Source organism: Pedobacter sp. KH_004 (genome assembly GCF_057840755.1).
The window spans coordinates 4,611,598-4,634,406 of record NZ_CM174519.1 but is presented as its reverse complement, the minus strand read 5'-3'; the positions used below and the strand labels follow the sequence as shown (position 1 = coordinate 4,634,406).

The window sequence follows — 22,809 nt, the reverse complement described above, 5'->3', positions numbered from 1 at the left end:
TCTTATTTTCTTCTAGCTTCAGCGTTTGTAACCAATAAGAATTTGTTTACTTTTTGCTTCTGCAATACATCCACAATTTTTTTAACTACCGGATATTCTTCTTTTGAATCTCCTTTGATACTTACACGCATTGGTTGAGAATTAACCTCTGCAGTTGCAGTACGGGCTTGTAGTACCCACGAGTTTAACTGGTTATCAGTTGAATCTGTTGGAATACCAGTTTGTACTCCCGGCTTCATACGCTCACCTCCATCAAGTGCAAGAAACGATTTTAGACTTGATACAGGAACACCGAATGATGCAACTAAAGAAAACTTTTTAATTTCTTCAGGAGAAAATGTAATGTTGTACTGCTGTCCAATCAACTCTAAGGTTCTAGCCTTAACTTTCTGACCTGCAACCTCGAAAAAAACCTTACCCTGACCAATGGTTAAAATTGCATTGTTCTCAGCGGGCACCTTAAATTCATACGTTGATGAAGGGGTGGATACCGCTAATGGTTCAGGTTGTTTCGCCGTAGCAGTTAATATGAAGAACGTAAGTAACAGTGCAGCTACGTCGCACATGGCGGTCATATCTGTTACTGTACTGGTTCTTTTAACTTTAATTCTAGGCATAATATTTTTACTTTTTAATAATGATGATCTTTTTTCCGGTTTTCCATAAAGCCGGTAAAAATATTTTCAAAATATTATTTATGCGAGCTAGCGTAAGTTTGAACGATGCTGAAACCAGCCTCATCAATTGCATACGTCAACTTATCAATTTTAGAAGTTAATATGTTGTACATGATAATTGCTAATGTAGATACACCGATACCAGTCATTGTGTTAATTAGTGCCTCAGAGATACCTACTGCTAATGCTGATTGATCTGGAGCACCAGAGTTAGCTAAACCTGCGAATGCACGGATCATACCTGTTACTGTACCTAATAAACCGATCAAAGTACCGATAGATACCAAAGTAGCAATAATAGTTAAATTTTGCTCTAACATAGGCATTTCTAAAGCTGTAGCTTCTTCAACTTCTTTTTGGATGGCAACAATTGATTGCTCAACATCTAAGTTAGTGTCAGCTTCAACTTCGCTATATTTTTTCAAACCAGATTTGATTACGTTAGCAACAGATCCTTGTTGTTTATCACATTCTGCTTTTGCCGCTTCGATGTTACCAGCGTTTAAGAAACCTTTTACTTTGATGATAAAAGTATCTAAGCTTGATTTACCACTTGCTTTTCCAATAACGATTAAACGTTCGATTGAGAAAACGATTGTAGTTAATAATAAACCGATTAGGATAGCTACGATCGGACCACCTTTATAAGCTGTACCAGGATAGTTGTTTGGTAATGGTAAATTTTCGTTGTTATTGTCGATAAAGTTTGATGGATCTCCTAATACAAATCTCCAAATGATAAAGCCGATTACAATACAAATTGGGATTACTAATGTTGCAAAAACATTTGAAGCACTTGAAGAGCTCTCTTTTTTAACAGTTGTTGGTTTTGGTGCGTTTGCCATTTTTTTTTAATTTTTAGTTTTAGTTCTTGTTTTTAATTTTTAGCTGTTTTTACTTTTGTACTACACACAACGATTGTTATCTGGTTTTGTTGCGAAAAACAAATTTATAAATTGATTTTAAATTACAAATTAATAAATCAATAAACAATTAAATCGTTACTTAACATTTAGTTTACGGTAACCACTTAGGTGCATAACAAAAGAATTGCCCCAGCTAGAGGCAATTCTTTCACAATAAAAACTAAAAAAAAACCTAATTGCAAATTTTTCGCCCAAAAAATGTATTTTAAGTACAAATTAGCACGCTTTTAACTCTTCTTGGTGTAGTTTTGACACTTTGGGTTGTTCAAACTGTTTAAAATTATTAGCAAAAGCATTTGCCAGTTCATAAGCTTTCAAAAAGTATTCTTCCTGGCTGCTCCAGGTTTTCGATGGATCTAATATTTCATCGGGAACGTTAGGGCAATGTAAAGGAATCATTAATTTAAAAACATGGTGCATTTTGTAGTGGTGGTGATCTAAATTTCCGTTCAAAGCAGCAGAAATCATTGCTCTGGTATAACTTAATTTCATTCGCTTTCCAACGCCATACGGACCGCCACTCCAACCCGTGTTCACTAGCCAAACATTTACTTTATGGGCTTTCATTTTTTCACCCAATAACGCCGCATATTTTGAAGGATGCAATGGAAGAAAAGCCTTGCCAAAACAAGCTGAAAAGGTGAGTTGAGGCTCGTTAATACCCGCCTCCGTTCCTGCCACCTTAGCTGTGTAGCCGCTCATAAAATGAAACATGGCCTGCTCAACATTCAACCTCGAGATTGGTGGCAGCACGCCAAAAGCATCAGCTGTTAAGAAAAATATGTTTTTAGGAACAGAAGCAATTGATGGTACAATCGCATTGTCAATAAAATCAATCGGATAAGCTACCCTCGTATTTTCTGTTTTTTGAATGTTTGAAAAATCTACCTCTTTAGTATTATTGAAGAAATTAATGTTTTCTAAAAGTGCCCCGAATTTTATTGCTTTATATATTTGTGGTTCTTTCTCTTCTGTTAAATCTACACATTTAGCATAACAACCTCCTTCAAAGTTAAAAACAGAATCATTTCCCCAGCCATGCTCATCATCGCCTATCAATCCTCTCTCAGGATCAGCCGATAAAGTCGTTTTACCCGTTCCTGAAAGACCAAAGAATATTGCAGTATCGCCATCATTACCCACATTTGCCGAACAATGCATTGAAAGTGTATTTCTATAGATTGGAAGGATGAAGTTTAAAACAGAGAAAATTCCTTTTTTAATTTCTCCAGTATATCCACTTCCGCCAATTAAAATTATCTTCTTAGTGAAATTGATAATGGAGAAATTTTCTTGCCGCGTGCCGTCTGCCATTGGATCTGCTAAAAAGCCCGGCGCTGCAATAATTGTCCATTCGGGCGTAGATCCTAAATCATCAATTTCTGGTCTAAGAAAAAGGTTGTTTGCAAAAAGATTTTGATAAGCGGTTTCTGTCACTACCCTAATAGAAATGGAGTAATCAGGGTCGGCACATGCGGAAGCATCACGAACGTAGATTTTTTTATCTATCAGATAGCTTGTGATTTTGGCAAACAATTGATCAAAATTTGCCGGACTAATTTTGATATTTACCTCACCCCACCAAACAGTGCTTTCAGTAATATCGTCGTTCACGATAAATCTGTCTTTGGGAGAACGACCGGTAAACTTGCCAGTATCAACAGCTAATGCGCCAGATGATGCTAATTCGCCCTCTTTATTTAATAAGGCTTCATCAATTAATTCCATTGGAGATAATTGGTACTTTACGGCATTGTTTTCGCCTAAATTTAAATAGCTTAAATCTGGCGCATGCAGTTTCTTTTTGCTCATAACAATAAGTTAGTTAGTGAGGCAAAGGTAAAGAGTAATTGATGAAATAAACTAGTATTTTTAAGTAATTATTTACATATTGTAGCAATTACACTATTGCACAACTATCTTACTTACAGTATTTTAAATGCCATTTTAAAGCCTTAAAAAAATGAAAAAAATACACTAAGATGCAGGCCCGTATAAAGAAATAATAACTCAGATTTTCTTCGCTGGAAGAAACAGCGTTCAAGAGGATGGATCAACGGAGCCTTCCAATGATGTTATGTTCCAGTTTTAGAAGCTAAGGTTTACTACTAAATTATCCCCCAGCTTTTTTCACCTTGTAACCGTCTTTTTGAAGAATAACCATTATCTTATCTCGCACGTCGCCCTGAATCATAATTTCACCATCTTTTACAGATCCACCGACACCACATTTGGTTTTTAGCATTTTTCCTAAAACCTCTAGATCTTCTGTTTTACCTCTAAAACCGGTGACAAGCGTTACTGCCTTTCCTCCCCTATTTTTCTTATCGAGCATTACCCGTAAATCTTGCTGGTTATTTGGTGAGGTTACTGTATCGTCTACTTCCTCTTCATATTCGAATTCCGGATTTGTAGAATACATAATTCCACCAAGATCACTCAGGCTATTTTTTTTTGGTTTCATTATACAAAGGTAGAAAGTAATGGAAGGTTTTGTAAAGCTAAGGAACTATAACTTTTAAAGAAAGTGGGTTTATACTCACTTTAATATCGGCGCTCATCTGCAATGGTTCGCCATCAACATGAACCGGTCCCGCATGTTCTCTTGTAATTTTGATGTTTTTTCCGCGTATAATTTCAATCATATCAGAAGTTTCTGCCATACCTTTTAACATGATGTAACTTAACATGGGTAGTTTCAAGATAGAAAAAGGCTTAATAATGCAAACATCGAGCAAACCATCCTTTACTGATGCGTTGGGCGATATGTAAACATCGTTACCATATTGCGAAGAATTTGCGATACTAACGGCAAAGGCTTTTCTTCTATATTCCTTGCCATCAATATCAAGTAGATATTGTTCGGGCTTATAGTTGAAGACCTCTTGAAACCCTAGCTTAACATATCCTGCAAGACCACGTTTTTTATCTCTTGAAAAAGCTGAGCTCAAATGTGCGTCAAAACCCATACCAGCTAAATTAAAGAAACATTTGTTATTGAATTCAGCAGTATCTATTCTATCAACCTTAAATGCATTTATAGCTAGTATTGCGTGGCGCAGGTTTTTAGGAATATTTAGAAAACGGGCCAAACCATTTCCAGAACCTAGCGGCAGAACCCCTAATGTAATATTATGTTTTAAAACTTTGGTGGCCACTTCATTAATGGTACCATCGCCGCCAGCGGCAACAATCACGTCGAAATTTTTCGTGGCGGCCTCATCTGCCAGTTCCGAAGCATGGCCTACATATTCTGTGAATACGAAATTTGCATTAAACTTTTCTTTATCAAGATACTTATCGATAAAATCAGGAATACGCAGCTTTCCCTTTCCACCGGAAATAGGATTAATAATGAAAAGTATATTGTTCTTTGTGTGCAAAGTGTAAGAATGAGCGTACAAAATAATCTATAATTTTTGAAATAAAGAAAATATGCTAATTTTGCAGGCATTAAAAGTGGATTGATTTGCTATCCCGATCATCGGGACCGGATTGCAACCACTTAAAAAAATTGCTAATGCCTCCTTCCAATCATAACAAACCTGTTTTCAAGGGGTTTTGGCAATTATTTATTTTGTTTACATTTCACTAATAATATTTAATAAATGTCGTATTTATTTACATCAGAGTCTGTATCTGAAGGCCATCCAGATAAAATTGCCGATCAAATTTCGGATGCACTAATTGATAATTTCTTAGCATTCGACGCAGAATCTAAAGTAGCTTGTGAGACTTTAGTAACTACCGGACAAGTAATTTTAGCTGGAGAGGTCAAATCAAAAACCTATTTAGATGTTCAACAGATTGCCCGTGATGTAATCAAAAGAATTGGTTATACAAAAAGCGAATACATGTTCGAGGCTAACTCATGCGGTATTTTATCTGCCATTCACGAACAATCGCAAGATATTAACCAAGGGGTAGACAGAAGCAGTAAAGAAGAGCAGGGTGCAGGCGACCAGGGAATGATGTTCGGTTATGCTACAAACGAAACTGAAAACTACATGCCATTGGCACTTGATTTGTCTCACGCTTTATTGAGAGAATTAGCCAATTTAAGAAGAGAGAATTCTGAAATCAGCTATTTACGTCCAGATGCAAAATCGCAGGTAACGTTAGAATATTCTGACGATAACCAACCTCAGCGTATCGACGCCATTGTAATTTCTACACAGCATGACGATTTTGTGAAGCCTAATTCTGAATCCAAAGCAGATAAAGACGCTGCCAACGAAGAAATGTTGACCAAAATTAAAGGTGATTTGGTTTCCATTTTAATTCCGCGAATCAAAGCAAAATATCCGCAGTACGCTCATTTGTTTAATGATGACATCACTTACCACATCAATCCGACGGGAGTATTTGTAATTGGCGGTCCACACGGTGATACGGGGTTGACTGGCCGAAAAATTATTGTAGATACTTATGGTGGTAAAGGTGCTCACGGTGGTGGCGCTTTCTCTGGCAAAGATCCAAGTAAGGTAGATAGAAGTGCTGCTTATGCTACTCGTCATATTGCAAAAAATCTTGTTGCTGCTGGCTTATGCGATGAGGTGTTGGTTCAGGTTTCTTACGCTATCGGTGTTGCAAAACCAACTTCAATTAACGTAGTAACTTACGGGACTGCAAAAGTTGGCCTAACTGACGGCGAAATAAGCAAGAAAGTGGAAGAAATTTTTGATATGCGTCCTTATTTCATTGAACAACGTTTAAAATTAAGAAACCCGATTTATAGTGAAACAGCTGCTTACGGGCACATGGGCAGAACCCCGGAAACTGTAAGTAAAACTTTTAAAAACCCTTACGGTGAAGAAAAAACCGTTAGTGTTGAACTGTTTACTTGGGAGAAATTGGATTATGTAGATCAGGTTAAAGCGGCATTCGGCATTTAATTCAACAGAAATATAAAAAAAGCTTCACGTAATCATCAACGGGAAGCTTTTTTGCTTTGAGAGTTACTATAAACCTTTCGATTTTAAAAAATCTGTTTCTTGTTTTAATATATTTTTATCGTCAATACTGTAAGACTTAATATCAGCGATCTTCATTTCGTCAATTGCATCAACGAAATCTTGAAATTTAGCAGTTTTAGTTGGTTTGATGATCACAATCATGTATTTTGATGGATCACCTGCATGCACTTTTGCCACTTTAAGTTTATTTCCTACTATTTCTTTCTGAAGATCATCAATAGACAAAATTGTCATTATTGATGCATCAGCTGTGCCCAGATAGCTTACCGCCTGGTTGTTTTTGCCAAGTAAAACCGTCATCGTTCGTGAAGCAGGATAATCCATTGTACAGCCAGCACACTCACCTGGTTTGGCTACATCTGCAGCATTCAAGGTACCCAGCGACGTGGTTAACATAAAAAATGTGGTTAGCAAGAACATCAGATCGACCATCGCCGTTAAATCGACTCTTGGTGCTGCTTTTTGGGCTCTTCCTTTAGCAGGCTTGCCATTTGTAGTTTCGTTTAAAGTTGCCATAAGTTTAGGTTTTTAATGATGATGACAACTGAATAGAGATTGCATAAAAAAAGCGATTAAAAAATAATCGCTGTAAAGAACTGGTGAAGTGTATTACCTAACAGCTTCGATTACACCACAACCGACCCGCGGGCCAGAATTACCTGTAGGCTGTGTTTTATAATCGTCTGTTCCTCCATGAACAATAATACCTCTTCCTATAATATTTTTAACATCGCCATCTTGCACACTCCAGCGATCGGTAGTGATGGAAATTTTTGCTTCGCCTTTCGAATCCAATTTTATATTGCCTATATCACCACTATGGAATGCTCCAGAATCCCACTTGCCGTGGTTTTCCTTCGTTGGATTCCAGTGCCCGTGAGTGTTTTCTCCCATATCGCCACAATCTCCATGCTCATGAAAATGTACAGCAACGCTACTATCTGCTCTTGAAGCAAATTTCAACTCTAAATCCATTTTAATTTTTCCATCACTTAACCCATAAAAGGTAGCTTTGCCGATACTTTTTGACGGATCTGCAGTTTCTGCTAAGCTTGCTGTAGCAAGTTTGCTTTCTTTCTGACCACAAGCACTTAATAATGCAATACTAGCAATCGCTAATCCTAAGAAATATTTTTTCATACTTTTAAATTTAGTTTTCATATGAAACAGATTGGCAATCATTTGGTTTGATTAAAAAACTGAACACATTAAAACCATTTAAGAAGCCACATGTTTAACAAGTATAAAATCATAGAATTATGGAACGGCCAATTGCGATGAATACTTTGAGTCAAATTTTAGAAAAGTTGAGGCTGAAAGGAAAAGATAATGAGTTAAAGATGTCTGATCATGGTAAAATGCAAAGCAAATCGCTTAGCAAGATTTATAAACCAGAAGATTTGACAATAGTTAAAACTTATAGATTTGAGGGGGACTCCGATCCTGGAGACAACTCGGTACTTTATTTAGTAGAAGATAAGGATAAAAATATTGGATATATTTTAGATGCTTATGGTATTTATTCTGATAATATAGGTTCAGGTTTTGATGATTTTCTTAAGAAAATTCCGACTGAAAACCGGGATGAGCAAGAGCTATTCTGCTAAAAGAACTTATTGAAATTACTTGATTAAGCACGAATGACATCATTCGTGCTTTTTTATTAATATGCCTTAAGCATTATGTGCTTCCTCTTTCCATTATATGTATTTTTGCCGCTTATTTATCATTTCTGATGAAAAGCAAATTTATCATTCCACCGATTCCTGCAGTTTTATTGGCCATAGTTAGTGTTCAATGTGGTGCGGCGATAGCAAAAGGTCTTTTCCCGGAGATCGGAGCTGCTGCAACTGCTTCGTTAAGAATAGGCCTATCTGCCATCATTTTACTTGTTGCTTTCCGTCCCAAACTGAGCGAACTTAACGCTAAGCAATGGAAATATGTAATTTTATATGGCCTTTCTCTTGGCGCAATGAATATGATATTTTACTTTGCCATAGAGCGCATTCCTATTGGCCTTGGCGTTACCCTAGAGTTTGTTGGCCCACTGGTTGTAGCAATATTTAGCTCCAAAAAAGCTGTCGATTTTATCTGGGTAATCTTAGCGGCAGCGGGGATTGCGCTGATTGCACCTTGGACTGATAAAGGATTAGATTTAATTGGCGTATTACTGGCACTACTTGCAGGCGCTTTCTGGGCTGCTTATATCTTATTGGGTGGTAGAATTTCAAAGATAATGAAAGGCGGTGAAGCTGTAGCGGTAGGCATGTTATTCGCAACTATTCTCATCCTGCCGTTTGGATTTGCGGGAGGAGGTGTAAATCACCTCAACCCTAAATTATTAGCGCTGGGCGCTGCGCTTGCTTTACTTTCAAGCGCTATACCTTTTACGCTTGAAATTACCGCCCTGAAACAATTACCTCCGAGAACTTTTAGTATACTTATGAGTTTGGAGCCAGCAATGGCTTCGCTTGCAGCTTTTGTCTTTTTGCAAGAATACCTCACGGTGGTAGAATGTGCCGCTGTTGCCTGTGTTGTTATTGCTTCAGCGGGATCTTCACTTACCGCAAAAAAAATGCTGGAAATATAAATTACCCTGCGAATTAAAAATTACGATTCATAAACTTAACAAAGTCGATAAATGTTGATTGATTTGAGTATGCTAAATAGCCTTAGATCTCTCCTTTAAATATAAGATTTGCTATAAAATTTAAACTTTTTCTATCAAGGTGTGTCTATTATGTATGATTAACACACAAGAAGCATATCATTTTATTACGATGCCTCTGCTTATCGGTATCGTATTATTCATTTTCGGAACCGCATTATTTATCATTGCGATTAAACGTAAGGATCAAAGAAAACAAGTTGCAGGCTTAGCAGAATTTACCTGTTCGGATAGAATGGTTAATACTAAAAAAATGGAAAAAGCGATTCGATATATCGCTTTGGTTTTACTACTATCTGGCTTTGTCATTATTACTTACGAAGCTTTAAGAATGGAAAGCCAACCATCGAATCAAACCGACACGGCTACAAATCTCTTATAATTAAAGTCGCGCCAACGTCATCATTAAGCTCGAAATCGTTTTTGCTTTCAAATTATCGTATCTTAAAAAAGATCCTTAAAATGGGAACTCAAAATAATTAATTTTAAACTAAAAATTTTCAAATTTGGCATTAAAAAAAGCAGGATTTTATAGGGGGCCACGCTTGCCCTTCAGAAAAAAAGAAGCAGAACACAAAATTAACCAATACATCACTTCGCCTGAAGTGAGGTTGACCGGAGAAAATGTTGAAACAAATATTTATCCATTGGAAACAGCTTTAGCATTAGCTAAAGACCAGGATCTAGATTTGGTTGAAATATCACCAAACGCCAGTCCACCAGTTTGTCGCATTATTGATTATAGCAAGTTTCTTTACGAACAAAAGAAAAAGCAAAAAGAAATCAAGGCCAAAGCAAAACAGACCATTATAAAAGATATCAGATTCGGTCCTAATACAGATGACCATGATTTTCAGTTTAAACTGAAGCATGCCATTTCGTTTCTAGAAAGCGGCGAAAAGGTTCGGGCCTTTGTTCATTTTAAAGGTAGATCAATTGTTTATAAAGATCAAGGTGAAATATTATTACTAAAATTTGCCCAGGGACTTGAAGATGTTGGAAAAGTAGAATTGTTACCAAAGTTAGAGGGCAAGAGAATGTTCTTAACACTAGCTCCAAAAGCTGGGAAGAAATAAATAGTTCGCTCTTCTTTAATACCTTAGAAACAAGAAAGCCTTAACTTTTCCAAGTTAAGGCTCTTTTTGCGGAATGGACGGGACTCGAACCCGCGACCTCCTGCGTGACAGGCAGGCATTCTAACCAGCTGAACTACCACTCCTTTTGTTCCTCTTTAAAGTTAGAACCTCTCTCCCTTTCGGGAATGCAAATATAGGCACTATATTTACTTAATCGCTATTTTAAACAAAATTTTGCAGATCAAATCTGTAACCTGCTGAATCTCATTTGGTATATTTTCATTTTCTTCATTCAGAAAACAAAAAAGCCTCAACTTTTTTCAAGTTAAGGCTTTTGTTGCGGAATGGACGGGACTCGAACCCGCGACCTCCTGCGTGACAGGCAGGCATTCTAACCAGCTGAACTACCACTCCTTTTGCTCCTCTTTAAAGTCAGAACCTCTTTCCTCTTTCGAGGTTGCAAATATAGAGACTATATCTTTATTTGCAAATTTTATTTTAAAATAATTTTAATTGCCTAGTTTCCAGCACCTTCCTGCATTTTCTCAGCATTTTCAGCAAACTGTAACGCATCGATAATTTCTTGAATATCTCCATCCATAATGGCCGGTAGATTATACATGGTTAAGCCAATACGGTGTTCGGTTACACGCCCCTGAGGGTAGTTATAAGTTCTAATCTTGGCAGAACGGTCTCCTGTAGAAACCATCGTTTTACGTTTAGCAGCAATATCACCATTCTTTTTCTGCAATTCGATGTCGTACAACTTACTACGCAACATCTCCATAGCAATCACCCGATTACCTAACTGAGAACGCTCTTGCTGGCAAACTACTACAATGCCCGAAGGCTTGTGTGTTAACTGCACTTTGGTTTCTACTTTGTTTACATTTTGTCCACCAGCACCACCTGAACGAGAAGTTTGCAGCTCAATATCAGCTGGGTTAATGTAAAGATCAATTTCTTCAGCCTCCGGCAAAACAGCTACAGAAGCGGCGGAAGTATGCACACGTCCCTGCGTTTCAGTATCTGGCACCCGTTGAACGCGGTGTACACCACTCTCATACTTTAGCTGACCATAAACATCATCACCACTCACTTTCAAAATCACCTCTTTATAACCGCCAGCGGTTCCTTCAGTTACATCAACCGTTTCTACTTTCCATCCTTTAGTTTCAAAAAAGCGGGTATACATACGGTACAAATCACCAGCAAATAAAGCTGCCTCATCGCCACCTGTTCCACCACGAATTTCAAAAACTGCATTTTTAGCATCTTCCGGATCTTTAGGAATCAACATCAAACGGATATTGCTTTCCATTTCTTCTTGTTGTTTCAACAACAAATCGAGCTCCTCTTTAGCCATTTCACGCATTTCAGGGTCTTTTTCAACCGCTAAAATTTCCTTGTTGGCATCAATATTACTCATTACATTTTTGTAGATTTTATACTCATCTACAATTTTGCCCAAGTCTTTATATTCTTTATTTAAAGCCGCAAAACGTTTCATATCCTGAATCACATCCGGATTACTTAACGATTCTTCTACATCTTCCCAACGTAGTTTTATGGCTTCTAACTTATCTAACATAGTATTATTCGAATTGAAATGCTCCTAGTTTGGTATTCGCCAAAAATTTAGGAAATGCAAAAATAAACAAAAAAGCTGAATTTGTTTGGAACAGGCTGTTACAGTTTTAAAGGATTTGGGATGGTTCTGTAAATATGGCGGTCAGCAGTCCCGCTAACGTTCAAGCACCGAGAGAAGTGGTGGCTTTACACTTCTATCAAGTTTGGAAACGAGGGTAATTACCTTTTTTGACCTTTACGTTTCTTAAATAGCAGCAAATGCAGAATTAATTTACCGGGATTGAAATGGCAGCTATCGATTCTCTTCTAATCGGAACTATAATGAAAAGCCAGAGAGACGCTATAAATTCTACAGATTTTGCTTTCCAAAACTTAAAAAATCTTTCTGATACGCAATATCAAACAATACTGTAAATTTTATCTGTAATAATCCAGTTTTAATTCTACCCCGTCAAAAACTGCATAGGAATTGTAATTGAGCCACTCACCAAGATTTACGTAGCGGCTTCCACTACCTAAATGAATATCCAAGGGCAAATGCCGATGACCGAAAATAAAAAAATCGAAATGCTCTTTTTTTAACTGCTCTTTGGCATAAATGGCCAGCCATTCTTTATCTTCACCTAAAAAAACCTCTTCTTCAGTTTGAGCTGCCCTACTTCCCTGACTCCAGGCGTTTGCAATACCAATTCCAAAGTTAGGATGTAAACGAGCGAATAACCACTGGCAAAGTTTACTTCTGAATATTTTACGCAAGAATTTATATTTATGATCGCCTGGTCCTAACCCATCGCCATGATGGAGGTAAAACTTCTTACCATTGCGTTCAATAATTTTCTCATCGCCAATGATTTCCATGCCAAGTTCCTGGCTAAAATAATCGCGAACCCACATATCGTGGTTGCCTTTAAAAAAATAGATTTTAATTCCAGAATCGGCCATTGTGGCCAACTTACCTTGCAAACGGATAAATCCCTTAGGGATAACCTTAGAATATTCAAACCAAAAATCGAAAATGTCACCCATTAAAAACAATTCGCTGCAGGTTGGCTCAATAAAATTCAGCCAATTTACAATGCGATTTTCACGGGCACGGCTTTCGCTGTAACTCGGCGTACCTAAATGAAAGTCAGAAGCGAAATAAATGTTCTTGCTCATGTAAGGCTTCAAAGGTAGTGGAAAAAGTCCGAAGGAAAAAGTTTGGAGTCCATAGTATGCAGGCCAAAGTTCGAATGCAAAAAATCACATAAGAGAAAAAATCTGTGTTTTCTAAGCATCTGTGCAATCATCTCGAAAGGAAAAACATATAATAGTAAATAAATCCATTTCGAGATGAAAAAGCAATTTGTATTTGGCTTATTTGCAGTAGTCTCGTTAGCTTGCAAGGCTGAAAAAAAATGACCTCAATGAAATATCCCGCAACAAAAAAAGACAGTACAGTTGATCATTATTTCGGAACCGAAGTTGCCGACCCCTATCGTTGGCTGGAGAATGATACATCAGCTGAAACTGCAGCATGGGTAAGCGCTGAAAATAAAGTGACGCAACAATATTTGTCTCAAATTCCTTACCGCGATGAGATTAAAAAAAAGCTGACCGAAATTTGGAACTACCCTAAAGATGGTGCTCCGTTTAAGGTTGGTGATTATTACTTTTTTACCAAAAACAACGGGCTTCAGAACCAAAGTATCTGGTATATTAAAAAAGGTCTCGACGGAGAAGAGGAAGTTTTTTTAGACCCCAATAAGTTAACTGCTGATGGTACCTCAGCTGTTTCTCTAATCGGTTTTTCTCATAACAAACAATATGTTGCTTATTCCGTTGCTAAAGCTGGATCTGATTGGAACAGTATTCACGTCATAGAAATTGCTTCAAAAAAGGAATTAGCAGACGAGCTGCAATGGACAAAATTTTCTGGTGCGGCCTGGAGAGGTGATGGTTTCTATTACAGTAAATTCGATAAGCCTGAAAATGGTTCGGATTTATCTGCCGCCAATAAATTTCAAAAAATCTACTATCACAAATTAGGCGATTCACAAGAGGATGATCAACTTGTTTTTGAGGATGAAACCAATCCCAACCTATATTTTGGAGCTTTTGTTACAGAAGATGAGCGCTTCTTAGTTATTTATGCAAGTGCCGGAACATCTGGTAATGCTTTACATTATCAAGATTTGAGGATACCTAACGGCAAAGTTTCTCTTTTGGTTAAAGGTTATGAAAACAACTATAGTATTATAGACAGTGTTGGCGACAAGCTTTTATTGAATACTGATCTGGATGCAGAAAATAAATGCGTAGTGCTCGTAGATCCGGAAAACAATGCTCCAGCCCATTGGGAAACCATCATTCCCGAATCAAACCTCGCACTGGAAAGCGTAGATACGGGAGGGGGCTTTTTGTGGGCGTCGTATCTCAAAGATGCCAGTACAAACATTGTTCAATATGATTTAGCAGGAAAAAAAATTAGGGAAGTTGACTTGCCGGACATTGGTACCGCCACCGGTTTCGGCGCTTACAAGGAGGATAAAGAGTTCTTTTACACCTTCTCAAATTTCACCACGCCTGGCACTATCTATCGCTATGACATCGCAAAGGCAACCTCCTCACTATACAGAAAACCTGACCTAAATTTTAACACCGACAACTATGAAACCAAACAAGTATTTTATTCTTCAAAAGATGGAACTAAAGTACCGATGTTCATCGTTCATAAAAAAGGAATTAAATTAAATGGCGATAGTCCTGTTTTCCTGTATGCTTATGGAGGCTTTCAGGTGAGCCTAACACCAGGATTTAGTTTATCAAGAATGCTATTTCTGGAAAAGGGCGGAATTTATGTTCAGCCGAGTTTACGCGGCGGAAGCGAGTATGGCGAAGCCTGGCATAAAGGCGGAATGATGGAGAAGAAACAAAATGTCTTTGACGATTTTATTGCGGCAGCCGAATTTTTGATTGAGGAAAATTATACCAATCCATCTAAAATTGCCATCTCAGGTGGATCAAACGGAGGCTTACTGGTTGGGGCCTGCATGACTCAAAGGCCGGAACTTTTTAAAGTTGCATTACCAGCCGTAGGCGTTTTAGATATGTTACGCTACCATAAATTTACCGTTGGCTGGGGTTGGGTGGTTGAGTATGGCAGCAGCGAAGAAAAAGAAGACTTTGATTATCTGATCAGATATTCGCCATTGCATAATATTAAGGCTGGCGTAAATTATCCGGCAACATTGATTACAACTGCAGATCATGATGACCGTGTGGTACCTGCACATTCATTTAAGTTTGCAGCTACGCTTCAGGAAAAATACCAAGGAGAGAATCCAATATTGATCAGAGTGGATACCAATGCCGGCCACGGCGCGGGGAAACCGACTACAAAAATGATTGAGGAAGCTGCTGATGTGTGGAGTTTTGTATTTCAAAACCTGGGAATGGAGTGGTGAGGATATTTTAACCTGATCAGTACTTCTGAAAATTCTTCACGTTATTTAAGTTCTTGATATAAGCCTGGGAAAACCAGAAATAAACTCAGTGCCTAAACACCCTGTTTTTAATTTTAACCTCACCTTATCATAAGGTGTTATATTTTTAAGGCCGACATATAAATAGAAAAATCCTGAAGTTTCAACAGTGCCCAAACCACCTATTGTTACATGGAAAGTTCTCGTTTTACCGACACCCTTTATGAACCGATTTGCAATAGTTGTTTCGAAATTCCTACTTTCTTTTGTGTAGAGTTGATTAATCAAAAGTAGAATAACATCCGATAGCCAAAATTTTGAGACGTAAATTAACAAGGCAAGGATTCCCAGACCAGCGAAAATAGTTCTTAAAAGGCTATCATCTTTAAAGAGGGAGCGGAAGTTAAAAAGGTATAAAATGACTATGGGCAAAAGGAGGATGCAATTCAAATAACTTACCCAACCTCTAAATTTCGGCTTACTCAATACAGCACTAACATTAAAAACGAGAGCGGAAAGCAAGGGGAAAAGCATTAGCCAATTCCATGGATGATGCTCCAGGTAAGTATAGGCGCCTAAACCTACAGGCATAAACGCAGTTGGGAGTTGCCATGTTTCACTATAAACGATAAAGGTTATCGCCCAAACCACAAACAGCAGTCCTAAAATTGGCAGAAGAATTCCCAAGTCCATCGCTATTGAAGATACCATTTTTGGCTAACATATAAATTAATCTCAAAATATAAAAATTAGTTAACTCTATTAAATCTATAGACCAATTATAATTCGCTTTGGAACGACTAAAACTCTTATCTTTTTAATTTAATCACTTCAAAGCATATAAAATACTGAATAAGATAAGATTACAGAATTATCTAGAATATTTCTAAATAGAGAAATTGATAAAAGTTTATTTTGTAACTTTGCATCAAATTTTTTTGAATGATCTCTACTGATATAGCCGTAATTGGCGCTGGTCCGGTTGGTTTATTTGCCATTTTTGAAGCCGGTTTATTAAAAATGCGTTGCCATTTAATTGATTACCTTCCTCAGGTTGGTGGTCAGCTTTCTGAAATTTACCCAAAGAAACCAATTTACGATATTCCAGGTTATCCTTCGGTATTGGCGCAAGAGCTTATTGATAATTTGATGGAGCAGGCAAAGCCTTTTCATCCAACTTTTACCTTAGGTGAACGTATTGAAGGATTGGAAAAACGTGGCGAAGCTGATTTCGTTTTAACCACGAACATGGGAACCGTTATCGAAGCTAAAGTGGTGGTTATTGCTGGCGGATTAGGTTGTTTTGAGCCACGTAAACCTGCTGTTGAAAACCTCGAAAATTTTGAAAACGGTAAAGGTGTTAACTATATGATTCTTGATCCCGAAAAATACCGTGATCAGAAAATGGTTATTGCTGGCGGTGGCGACTCTGCTTTGGATTGGACGATTTACCTTGCCGAAGTTTGTTCTGAATTAACGTTGGTGCATAGAAGTGAGAGCTTCCGTGGTGCTCCAGATTCTGTTGCTAAAGTGATGGCATTGGCCGAAAGCGGAAAAATTAACCTGATTTTAAACAGTAATTTACAAGCTGTTCACGGATCAGATAAGTTAGAGCAAGTAGAAATTGTACAGAACCGTACCATGGAAAAAACGGTTGTAGAAGCAGATCATTTGATTCCTTTGTTTGGTTTAAGTCCAAAATTAGGCCCAATTGAAGCCTGGAACTTAAACATCAGCAAAAGTGCTATCGAGGTTAATACCGATGATTATTCTACAAACATTCCCGGTATCTATGCCATTGGCGATATCAATACTTACGCTAATAAGTTAAAATTAATACTTTGTGGTTTCCACGAGGCCGCTTTAATGAGTCACAGTGCTTATTCGTATATGAATCCGGGTGTAAAATACACGATGAAATATACCACCGTAAACGGAGTTTCAGAATTTTAGGCTTTGCGTTAATATTGTTTCAATAAAAAACTATTTTAAGTAAGTTTGCGCTAATAAGCGAGCAGAAAAATGGAAAACAACATTACGATATACATGCAAGAACCGGATGGTTCTGTTACCCTTCACGAGGCACCAACCGATATGGGCTTGAGTTTGATGGAATTTTTGAAAGCATCAGAATACGATATTTTAGCTACCTGCGGCGGGATGGCTTTGTGTGCCACTTGTTGCGTTGATGTGTTAGAAGGCGAAGAGAAATTAAACGAAATGAGTGATGATGAATATGCAATGTTAGATACCTTGCCTGATTTGTTACCCAACTCTCGTTTAGCTTGCCAGCTACAGTTAAACAACAATATGGATGGCCTAAAAGTGAAATTACACGGAGTAAGTTAAGTTTATAAGATAGATAAAAGTAAAGGGCGATGTTTTTCAACATCGCCCTTTGTTGTTATGAGTGGATTCATTTAAAGAGCCCGAATGCAGGAATTGATCTCTGAAGAAGGAGCTATTTCATATATATGTACGAAACAGCTCCTTTGTTTTTGTATTGGGGCGTGTAAACTATAATGGATTTTGTGTTACAACACCATTTCCAATGTTAATTTCGTCTTGAGGAATCAAAAATTGCCATTGCTTATCACCAGCTGGAATGGTTAAAACATTAGCATAAGATACGTTATGATTAGCACCAGTTCTATCTAAAGCTGAATTTGTACGTTTCAAATCGTAGAATCTAAATCCTTCTCCCCAAAGCTCTACTCTTCTTTGATTCATAATCTCAGTAATTAAGGCTGCGCCTGTATTTGTTGACAGTGTGTAAGAAGGATTACGGTTAACAGCCAAAGGCAACAATGCCTGGGCAGCTAAAACATCATTTCCTCTTCTCGCTTCAGCTTCGGCTTCAATTAAATACATCTCAGCAGCACGCATATATGGAACGTCACCAATACTTAAAGAAACGTCAGCAACTTTAAATTTTCGGCTCATGTATCTGTAACGACTTGATGCTGAAGTTGGAATTGGGAACTCCGCGGTGTTTGTTCCAGTTGGATCCCAAAGTTTTTTACGCACATCAGTATCAGGAATCCAGTTATATAATGATGAATTGATCGATTTTGGACTGGTTCTAATTACTGTAGAGTTATAATTCGCAGACATATACGCAAAAAACGAATAAAAATAATTTGTTTGATCAGAAGTTATTCGTGACGCCCACATCCACTCGGTGTTGCTGTAATCGTTAAAACCTGCCTGATAAGCTGTATTATTCATTAAAGTATAACCAGTTCTAGCCTCTTTAGCAAACTTTACTGCATCAGCCCAGTTTTGTTGCGTCAGCGCTATTCTCGCTTTAATACCTTTTGCCACATCAATATTGAAATGAGATTTATTTGTTCTTGTGTAGCCTGCAAATAAACCAATAGCATCGTCAATATCTTTATTAGCTTGTGCGTACACTTGTGCAACAGTACTTCTTGGCGTTTTTTCGTTAGCTGGCGTTAATACTAATGGTACAGCCAAACCGCTATTTGCCTGACCAGCAACATAACGCTCTCCAAATAATTGAACCATTTGGTAATATGCCCACCCACGGTAAGTTAGTGCCTCTGCTTTTATAGCTGCTTTATCAGCAGCACTACCTTCTGCATTATCAATATTTGCGATAATCATGTTTGCATTACTTATAATTACATAATAAAACTGGTAATTATAAAACAACATGCCGCTGTTTGGGTTACGGTGTGATATCCATTTACCTTCACTTAGAAGCCAGGTACTAGAAGCGATATTAAACACCATATCCTCACCCAAGATATCCATGTAAAGCATATTTCCACTCTGCCCACCTTGTGCTTGCGCACCGAAAATTTGGTTATACATTAATCTATGGATACCATTAACTGCCGTCCAGGCATTTTTTGTAGTACTAAAAAGTACGTCCGTAGAAACTTGATCTGTTGGGTTAGTTTCTAAAAATCCCTTTTCACAGGAACTGAGTGTGGTTAACAAAGCACCCACAATCATCACTTTACTTATAATTTTTTTCATAATGTTTTATACAATGAATTAAAAGCCTATGTTAACACCTACTGAAACAACTTTACTGAAATAGTAATTGTTCCCTACTATTCCTGTGAAAGTACTTGATACGCCCATCCCTTTACGGTGTGAGAATAACGCTAAGTTTTCTCCAGTTACAAATACGTTCGCCGACTTAGCTTTAATCTCTCCTAACCAACGTGCAGGCAATTGATAGTTTAGCGTGATATTATTCAGTTGTAAATAGCTAGCATTAGTCAACCATCTCGTACTCGCCCCTGTAAAATCTGCAATGCGGTTGTTATCAAATCTTGGAACATCAGTCGCATCACCAGGATTCTGCCAACGGTTCAACGCATCAACATGCATAGCCGTACCGTAATTACCACCGTGCATTAGCGACTGATATGCGCTATCATAAACTCTACCACCGAATTGGAAGGTAAACAAGAAACTTAAGCTTAGGTTTTTATAGGTAAAAGTGTTTGTCATTGATCCATACAAATCAGGAATTGAAGAATTATCTGAGTATCTATAATTTGCTTCTCCAATTACTTTTGTTACTGTGTCAGTTCCATTCACAATCTTTGCATTCGTTGTTAGGCTATTAGTTCTGTACAATGCCTCACCAGTCTGCGAATCAACACCGTAGAATTCTCTTAAATAAAAATCATAAATCGAGTGGCCAACACTATAAGCTTTAAAACCAGTTGACGACTGAATCAATGGTTGGTTGTCTGGCATTTTAGTGATTTGATTTTTAAATTTGGTTAAATTAATGGTTGCTGTATATTTGAAATCTTTATTGCGAACAACCTCTCCGGTAATCTGCGCTTCCCAACCTCTGTTATACAAGCTTCCAATGTTAGTAGGAATAGCGAAATAATACGGACTTGTAGTTGATCCTCCGTTTGATAATGGTTGGGGTACATCAAAAATTAAACCATCGGTAATTCTGTTAAAATACTCGACAGTACCTGTTAATCTGTTTTTAAACAAGCCAAATTCCAAAGCTACATCCAAGTTTTTTGCAGTCTCCCAGGTTAAAGTTGGATTTGATAACCTAGCTTGTCTAGATCCGGATTCAGCCTGGTTATTATTGCCTAAATTATATAAAGCTTTGTAAGCGTAATAATCGATCCCAGCATCATTACCCAATTCTCCATATGAAGATCTTAGCTTTAGTTGGTCTACCCATTTAGCATTAAAGAAAGCCTCTTTGTGGATATTCCAGCCTGCGCTTATACCATAGAAATTATTCCAACGTACCGCTGATGAAAATCTCGAATTACCATCTCTACGAAAGTTAGCACTTAATAAATATTTTCCATCAAAATCGTAATTAATACGACCTAAATAACTTTCAAGAGCATAATTATCCTCAAAAGAACTTGTACCTAAAACAGTTGCAAAGTTTGATAGTTCTGTGATTCCATCAAAACTTTGTCCACTTCTGCTACCTGAAAGTTCATTATACTTACGCGTGAAAGTTTCATGTCCTGCAAGGGCATTAACGTTATGTTTACCGAATTGCTTATTATATTCTAATAATTGGTTAAAGGTAATATTGGTTGTACGGTATAAATATTGATAAGCCCTACCTGCTGGAGCTCCATCACCTACAATCGGGTTATCATATAAGCGCTCGTGAATATCCTGCAAATCGAAACTTACATTAGTAGTCGCTTTTAAATCTTTGGTGATATTAACGGTTGCATAAGTCCTAGCATTGATAACGCCTCTTACTGATCTCTGCGAATCATTTATATTTTCAAAAATAGTGTGGCGACCTTGAGAGAACGGACGGCCGTTACCAAAATCAAACTGACGTTGTCCATTGGCATCCAATACATAATCACCAGTTGTAGCATTGTGAAGGTATACCGGATAGATTGGGCCAATATAACGGGAAATATAAAAAGGATTAACCACTGAAGATCCGCCATCACCAACATTATCTGTTAATGATTTACTGTAAGTCCCACTCAAATTTAACCCCGTTTTAAACCATTTTACTGGATTTGAATTCACAGCCACACGACCGTTGTATCTTTTTAATCCAGATTTTATAAGAAATCCTTCTTCATTTGTGTAACCAACTGAAGCAAAAAAATCAGATTTTTCATTACCACCTGAGTAAGTCATGTTATAATTTTGTCTTTTCTTGCCACCTTGACTAGCTGCATCAGCCCAATCTAAGTCATCACCATATAACAATGACGCATTAGGATTCAAAATACCATCGGCGGATACAATTTGGTTATCAGCAACATTGTAAGGATTGTAACCTAACAGTGATTTAACACCAGTGTAATTTGCACCATTATAACTACTTAATGTACCAGCAGCAATCTGGCCCGCGATATTACGAGGAATGGCTAAAGAACCATATTGTAAAGTATTTCTTTGTACTTCCCACATTAATGGATAGTACGTATTGGCATCAACACGCTCATATTCTGGTAAACCCCGATCCAACCATCCAACTGATGCCTTAAAAGTTAAATTATCAGAATTCTTCTTACCTTTTTTTGTTGTAATCATTACTACTCCGTTAGCTGCTCTTGAGCCATATAGCGCAGTTGTCGAAGCATCCTTTAAAATAGATACATTTTCAACATCGTCCGGATTAATGTTTGACATACCACCATCATAAACCACTCCATCAACTACAATTAAAGCAGAGTTTGAGGCAGAGATAGAACCAAATCCTCTTACGCGAATTGCGGCAGAAGAGCCTGGTGCACCACCTGCAAGATTGGTTTGAATACCAGGAGCAGCGCCTACAACTGCACTAAGTACGTTTGTAAGCGGTCTTTTTTCGAACTCACCAGCGTTGATTTGAGCAGTTGAACCAGTAAAAGTTTCCTTTTTAGCGGTACCATAACCAACAATTAATACTTCATCCAATGATTTGGTATCGGTTGTTAATGCTAAGTTAACGGTTGTTCCGCTAATCGCTACTTCACGTGTTAAAAAACCAAGAGAAGAGATGACAAGTGTTTTTGCACTCTGGCTAACGCGAATGGAATATTTACCATCGTTACCTGTTAACGTTCCTGAACCTGTTGTCTCTTTGATTTTTACGGACGCTCCTGGAATTGGGAGACCGTCTTCACTTGATGTTACTGTCCCAGTAATTGTTCGATCTTGAGCCATTGCATTAGATGCAAAAAACAAAAGCACGAACAAACTTTGTAAAAGTTTTTTCATGAATTTAAATTAGTTGTTTGATTTATTAGTTTAAGCCAACTAATTTAGGGGATATGAAAAATAATTTCAAATATTAATCCGGAAATTGCGGTAAATCTGACGACTTGTAGTATTTATGACTTTAATATTATCTTATGGTTAAAATAATATTAACACTAACTTTTTAGTTAATTTTTATCGACGCAATATTATAAATAACATCTAAAATATTACTTAGTTATAA

At 37.5% G+C, this 22,809-nt stretch carries 20 protein-coding genes and 2 tRNA genes; 8 read left to right on the top strand and 14 right to left on the bottom strand.

What is annotated here, in order from left to right; all coding sequences use genetic code 11:
• Positions 1-2 precede the first annotated feature (2 nt).
• The 5 genes from AC3ITD_RS19940 to AC3ITD_RS19920 form a co-directional block, all read right to left on the bottom strand.
• Positions 3-617 carry a biopolymer transporter ExbD gene (locus tag AC3ITD_RS19940; protein ID WP_489362388.1) on the bottom strand — a complete coding sequence of 205 codons (615 nt, stop codon included), beginning with the start codon at positions 615-617 and terminating at the stop codon, positions 3-5.
• Between the two features lie 74 nt (positions 618-691).
• Complete coding sequence (locus tag AC3ITD_RS19935; protein ID WP_265797355.1) at positions 692-1,522, bottom strand: MotA/TolQ/ExbB proton channel family protein; 831 nt, start codon at positions 1,520-1,522, stop codon at positions 692-694.
• A gap of 297 nt (positions 1,523-1,819) precedes the next feature.
• Positions 1,820-3,415 carry a phosphoenolpyruvate carboxykinase (ATP) gene (pckA, locus tag AC3ITD_RS19930; RefSeq protein WP_489362385.1) on the bottom strand — a complete coding sequence of 532 codons (1,596 nt, stop codon included), beginning with the start codon at positions 3,413-3,415 and terminating at the stop codon, positions 1,820-1,822.
• A 301-nt stretch (positions 3,416-3,716) separates the two neighbouring features.
• Entirely contained in the window at positions 3,717-4,067 is a 351-nt protein-coding gene (locus tag AC3ITD_RS19925) for a translation initiation factor (RefSeq protein WP_265797353.1), read from the bottom strand.
• Positions 4,068-4,104: 37 nt separating this feature from the next.
• On the bottom strand, positions 4,105-4,986 hold the full coding sequence (locus tag AC3ITD_RS19920; protein WP_265797352.1) for a diacylglycerol/lipid kinase family protein: 882 nt from the start codon (positions 4,984-4,986) through the stop codon (positions 4,105-4,107).
• 225 nt (positions 4,987-5,211) lie between these two features.
• Here AC3ITD_RS19920 and metK point away from each other — a divergent pair, with 225 nt between their 5' ends.
• On the top strand, positions 5,212-6,498 hold the full coding sequence (gene metK, locus AC3ITD_RS19915; protein WP_489362382.1) for a methionine adenosyltransferase: 1,287 nt from the start codon (positions 5,212-5,214) through the stop codon (positions 6,496-6,498).
• Between the two features lie 66 nt (positions 6,499-6,564).
• On the opposite strand, the gene AC3ITD_RS19910 is transcribed toward metK, so the two are convergent.
• Together AC3ITD_RS19910 and AC3ITD_RS19905 are read right to left on the bottom strand one after the other, a co-directional pair.
• On the bottom strand, positions 6,565-7,095 hold the full coding sequence (locus AC3ITD_RS19910; protein WP_489362380.1) for an ExbD/TolR family protein: 531 nt from the start codon (positions 7,093-7,095) through the stop codon (positions 6,565-6,567).
• A gap of 93 nt (positions 7,096-7,188) precedes the next feature.
• Positions 7,189-7,719 (bottom strand): superoxide dismutase family protein, encoded by a 531-nt coding sequence (locus AC3ITD_RS19905; protein WP_489362378.1) that lies wholly within the window; start codon positions 7,717-7,719, stop codon positions 7,189-7,191.
• Between the two features lie 119 nt (positions 7,720-7,838).
• Between AC3ITD_RS19905 and AC3ITD_RS19900 the strand changes: the two genes are divergently transcribed.
• From AC3ITD_RS19900 to infC, 4 genes are all read left to right on the top strand, one after another.
• A complete protein-coding gene (locus tag AC3ITD_RS19900; RefSeq protein WP_265797348.1) occupies positions 7,839-8,186 on the top strand; it encodes a hypothetical protein in 348 nt (115 codons plus the stop codon).
• Positions 8,187-8,314: 128 nt separating this feature from the next.
• Entirely contained in the window at positions 8,315-9,169 is an 855-nt protein-coding gene (locus tag AC3ITD_RS19895; protein WP_489362376.1) for an EamA family transporter, read from the top strand.
• A 154-nt stretch (positions 9,170-9,323) separates the two neighbouring features.
• Positions 9,324-9,629 (top strand): hypothetical protein, encoded by a 306-nt coding sequence (locus AC3ITD_RS19890; RefSeq protein ID WP_265797346.1) that lies wholly within the window; start codon positions 9,324-9,326, stop codon positions 9,627-9,629.
• Between the two features lie 124 nt (positions 9,630-9,753).
• Positions 9,754-10,323, top strand: coding sequence for a translation initiation factor IF-3 (gene infC, locus AC3ITD_RS19885; RefSeq protein ID WP_056850750.1), 570 nt, complete (start codon positions 9,754-9,756; stop codon positions 10,321-10,323).
• A 69-nt stretch (positions 10,324-10,392) separates the two neighbouring features.
• On the opposite strand, the gene AC3ITD_RS19880 is transcribed toward infC, so the two are convergent.
• The 4 genes from AC3ITD_RS19880 to AC3ITD_RS19865 form a co-directional block, all read right to left on the bottom strand.
• Positions 10,393-10,466: transfer RNA gene (locus AC3ITD_RS19880), tRNA-Asp, on the bottom strand.
• A 197-nt stretch (positions 10,467-10,663) separates the two neighbouring features.
• A tRNA-Asp gene (locus tag AC3ITD_RS19875) sits at positions 10,664-10,737 on the bottom strand.
• Positions 10,738-10,840: 103 nt separating this feature from the next.
• Positions 10,841-11,914, bottom strand: a complete 1,074-nt coding sequence (gene prfA / locus AC3ITD_RS19870; RefSeq protein ID WP_265797345.1) for a peptide chain release factor 1 — start codon at positions 11,912-11,914, stop codon at positions 10,841-10,843.
• 416 nt (positions 11,915-12,330) lie between these two features.
• The gene (locus AC3ITD_RS19865; RefSeq protein WP_265797342.1) at positions 12,331-13,071 is read right to left on the bottom strand and encodes a UDP-2,3-diacylglucosamine diphosphatase; all 741 of its coding nucleotides are present in this window, start codon (positions 13,069-13,071) and stop codon (positions 12,331-12,333) included.
• Between the two features lie 248 nt (positions 13,072-13,319).
• Between AC3ITD_RS19865 and AC3ITD_RS19860 the strand changes: the two genes are divergently transcribed.
• Complete coding sequence (locus AC3ITD_RS19860; RefSeq protein ID WP_265797341.1) at positions 13,320-15,359, top strand: prolyl oligopeptidase family serine peptidase; 2,040 nt, start codon at positions 13,320-13,322, stop codon at positions 15,357-15,359.
• Positions 15,360-15,404: 45 nt separating this feature from the next.
• Here the strand turns inward: AC3ITD_RS19860 and AC3ITD_RS19855 are convergent, their stop codons facing one another.
• Positions 15,405-16,088, bottom strand: coding sequence for a hypothetical protein (locus tag AC3ITD_RS19855; RefSeq protein ID WP_489362372.1), 684 nt, complete (start codon positions 16,086-16,088; stop codon positions 15,405-15,407).
• Positions 16,089-16,319: 231 nt separating this feature from the next.
• On the opposite strand from AC3ITD_RS19855, the gene AC3ITD_RS19850 reads away from it, so the two are divergent.
• Together AC3ITD_RS19850 and AC3ITD_RS19845 are read left to right on the top strand one after the other, a co-directional pair.
• The gene (locus AC3ITD_RS19850; RefSeq protein WP_056850743.1) at positions 16,320-17,330 is read left to right on the top strand and encodes an NAD(P)/FAD-dependent oxidoreductase; all 1,011 of its coding nucleotides are present in this window, start codon (positions 16,320-16,322) and stop codon (positions 17,328-17,330) included.
• A 69-nt stretch (positions 17,331-17,399) separates the two neighbouring features.
• Entirely contained in the window at positions 17,400-17,726 is a 327-nt protein-coding gene (locus AC3ITD_RS19845) for a 2Fe-2S iron-sulfur cluster-binding protein (RefSeq protein ID WP_265797339.1), read from the top strand.
• A gap of 168 nt (positions 17,727-17,894) precedes the next feature.
• Here AC3ITD_RS19845 and AC3ITD_RS19840 read toward each other — a convergent pair whose 3' ends face one another.
• Entirely contained in the window at positions 17,895-19,382 is a 1,488-nt protein-coding gene (locus tag AC3ITD_RS19840) for a RagB/SusD family nutrient uptake outer membrane protein (RefSeq protein WP_265797338.1), read from the bottom strand.
• A gap of 18 nt (positions 19,383-19,400) precedes the next feature.
• Entirely contained in the window at positions 19,401-22,586 is a 3,186-nt protein-coding gene (locus AC3ITD_RS19835) for a SusC/RagA family TonB-linked outer membrane protein (RefSeq protein ID WP_489362369.1), read from the bottom strand.
• Positions 22,587-22,809 lie beyond the last annotated feature (223 nt).

Coding starts and splice junctions, on each gene's coding strand:
- AC3ITD_RS19890 (WP_265797346.1), top strand. CDS start 9,324: ATGATTAACACACAAGAAGCATATCATTTTATTACGATGCCTCTGCTT.
- AC3ITD_RS19905 (WP_489362378.1), bottom strand. CDS start 7,719: ATGAAAAAATATTTCTTAGGATTAGCGATTGCTAGTATTGCATTATTA.
- AC3ITD_RS19940 (WP_489362388.1), bottom strand. CDS start 617: ATGCCTAGAATTAAAGTTAAAAGAACCAGTACAGTAACAGATATGACC.
- AC3ITD_RS19935 (WP_265797355.1), bottom strand. CDS start 1,522: ATGGCAAACGCACCAAAACCAACAACTGTTAAAAAAGAGAGCTCTTCA.
- prfA (WP_265797345.1), bottom strand. CDS start 11,914: ATGTTAGATAAGTTAGAAGCCATAAAACTACGTTGGGAAGATGTAGAA.
- AC3ITD_RS19865 (WP_265797342.1), bottom strand. CDS start 13,071: ATGAGCAAGAACATTTATTTCGCTTCTGACTTTCATTTAGGTACGCCG.
- AC3ITD_RS19855 (WP_489362372.1), bottom strand. CDS start 16,088: ATGGTATCTTCAATAGCGATGGACTTGGGAATTCTTCTGCCAATTTTA.
- AC3ITD_RS19910 (WP_489362380.1), bottom strand. CDS start 7,095: ATGGCAACTTTAAACGAAACTACAAATGGCAAGCCTGCTAAAGGAAGA.
- AC3ITD_RS19845 (WP_265797339.1), top strand. CDS start 17,400: ATGGAAAACAACATTACGATATACATGCAAGAACCGGATGGTTCTGTT.
- AC3ITD_RS19850 (WP_056850743.1), top strand. CDS start 16,320: ATGATCTCTACTGATATAGCCGTAATTGGCGCTGGTCCGGTTGGTTTA.
- AC3ITD_RS19925 (WP_265797353.1), bottom strand. CDS start 4,067: ATGAAACCAAAAAAAAATAGCCTGAGTGATCTTGGTGGAATTATGTAT.
- AC3ITD_RS19840 (WP_265797338.1), bottom strand. CDS start 19,382: ATGAAAAAAATTATAAGTAAAGTGATGATTGTGGGTGCTTTGTTAACC.
- AC3ITD_RS19835 (WP_489362369.1), bottom strand. CDS start 22,586: ATGAAAAAACTTTTACAAAGTTTGTTCGTGCTTTTGTTTTTTGCATCT.
- metK (WP_489362382.1), top strand. CDS start 5,212: ATGTCGTATTTATTTACATCAGAGTCTGTATCTGAAGGCCATCCAGAT.
- AC3ITD_RS19860 (WP_265797341.1), top strand. CDS start 13,320: ATGAAATATCCCGCAACAAAAAAAGACAGTACAGTTGATCATTATTTC.
- AC3ITD_RS19900 (WP_265797348.1), top strand. CDS start 7,839: ATGGAACGGCCAATTGCGATGAATACTTTGAGTCAAATTTTAGAAAAG.
- AC3ITD_RS19895 (WP_489362376.1), top strand. CDS start 8,315: ATGAAAAGCAAATTTATCATTCCACCGATTCCTGCAGTTTTATTGGCC.
- pckA (WP_489362385.1), bottom strand. CDS start 3,415: ATGAGCAAAAAGAAACTGCATGCGCCAGATTTAAGCTATTTAAATTTA.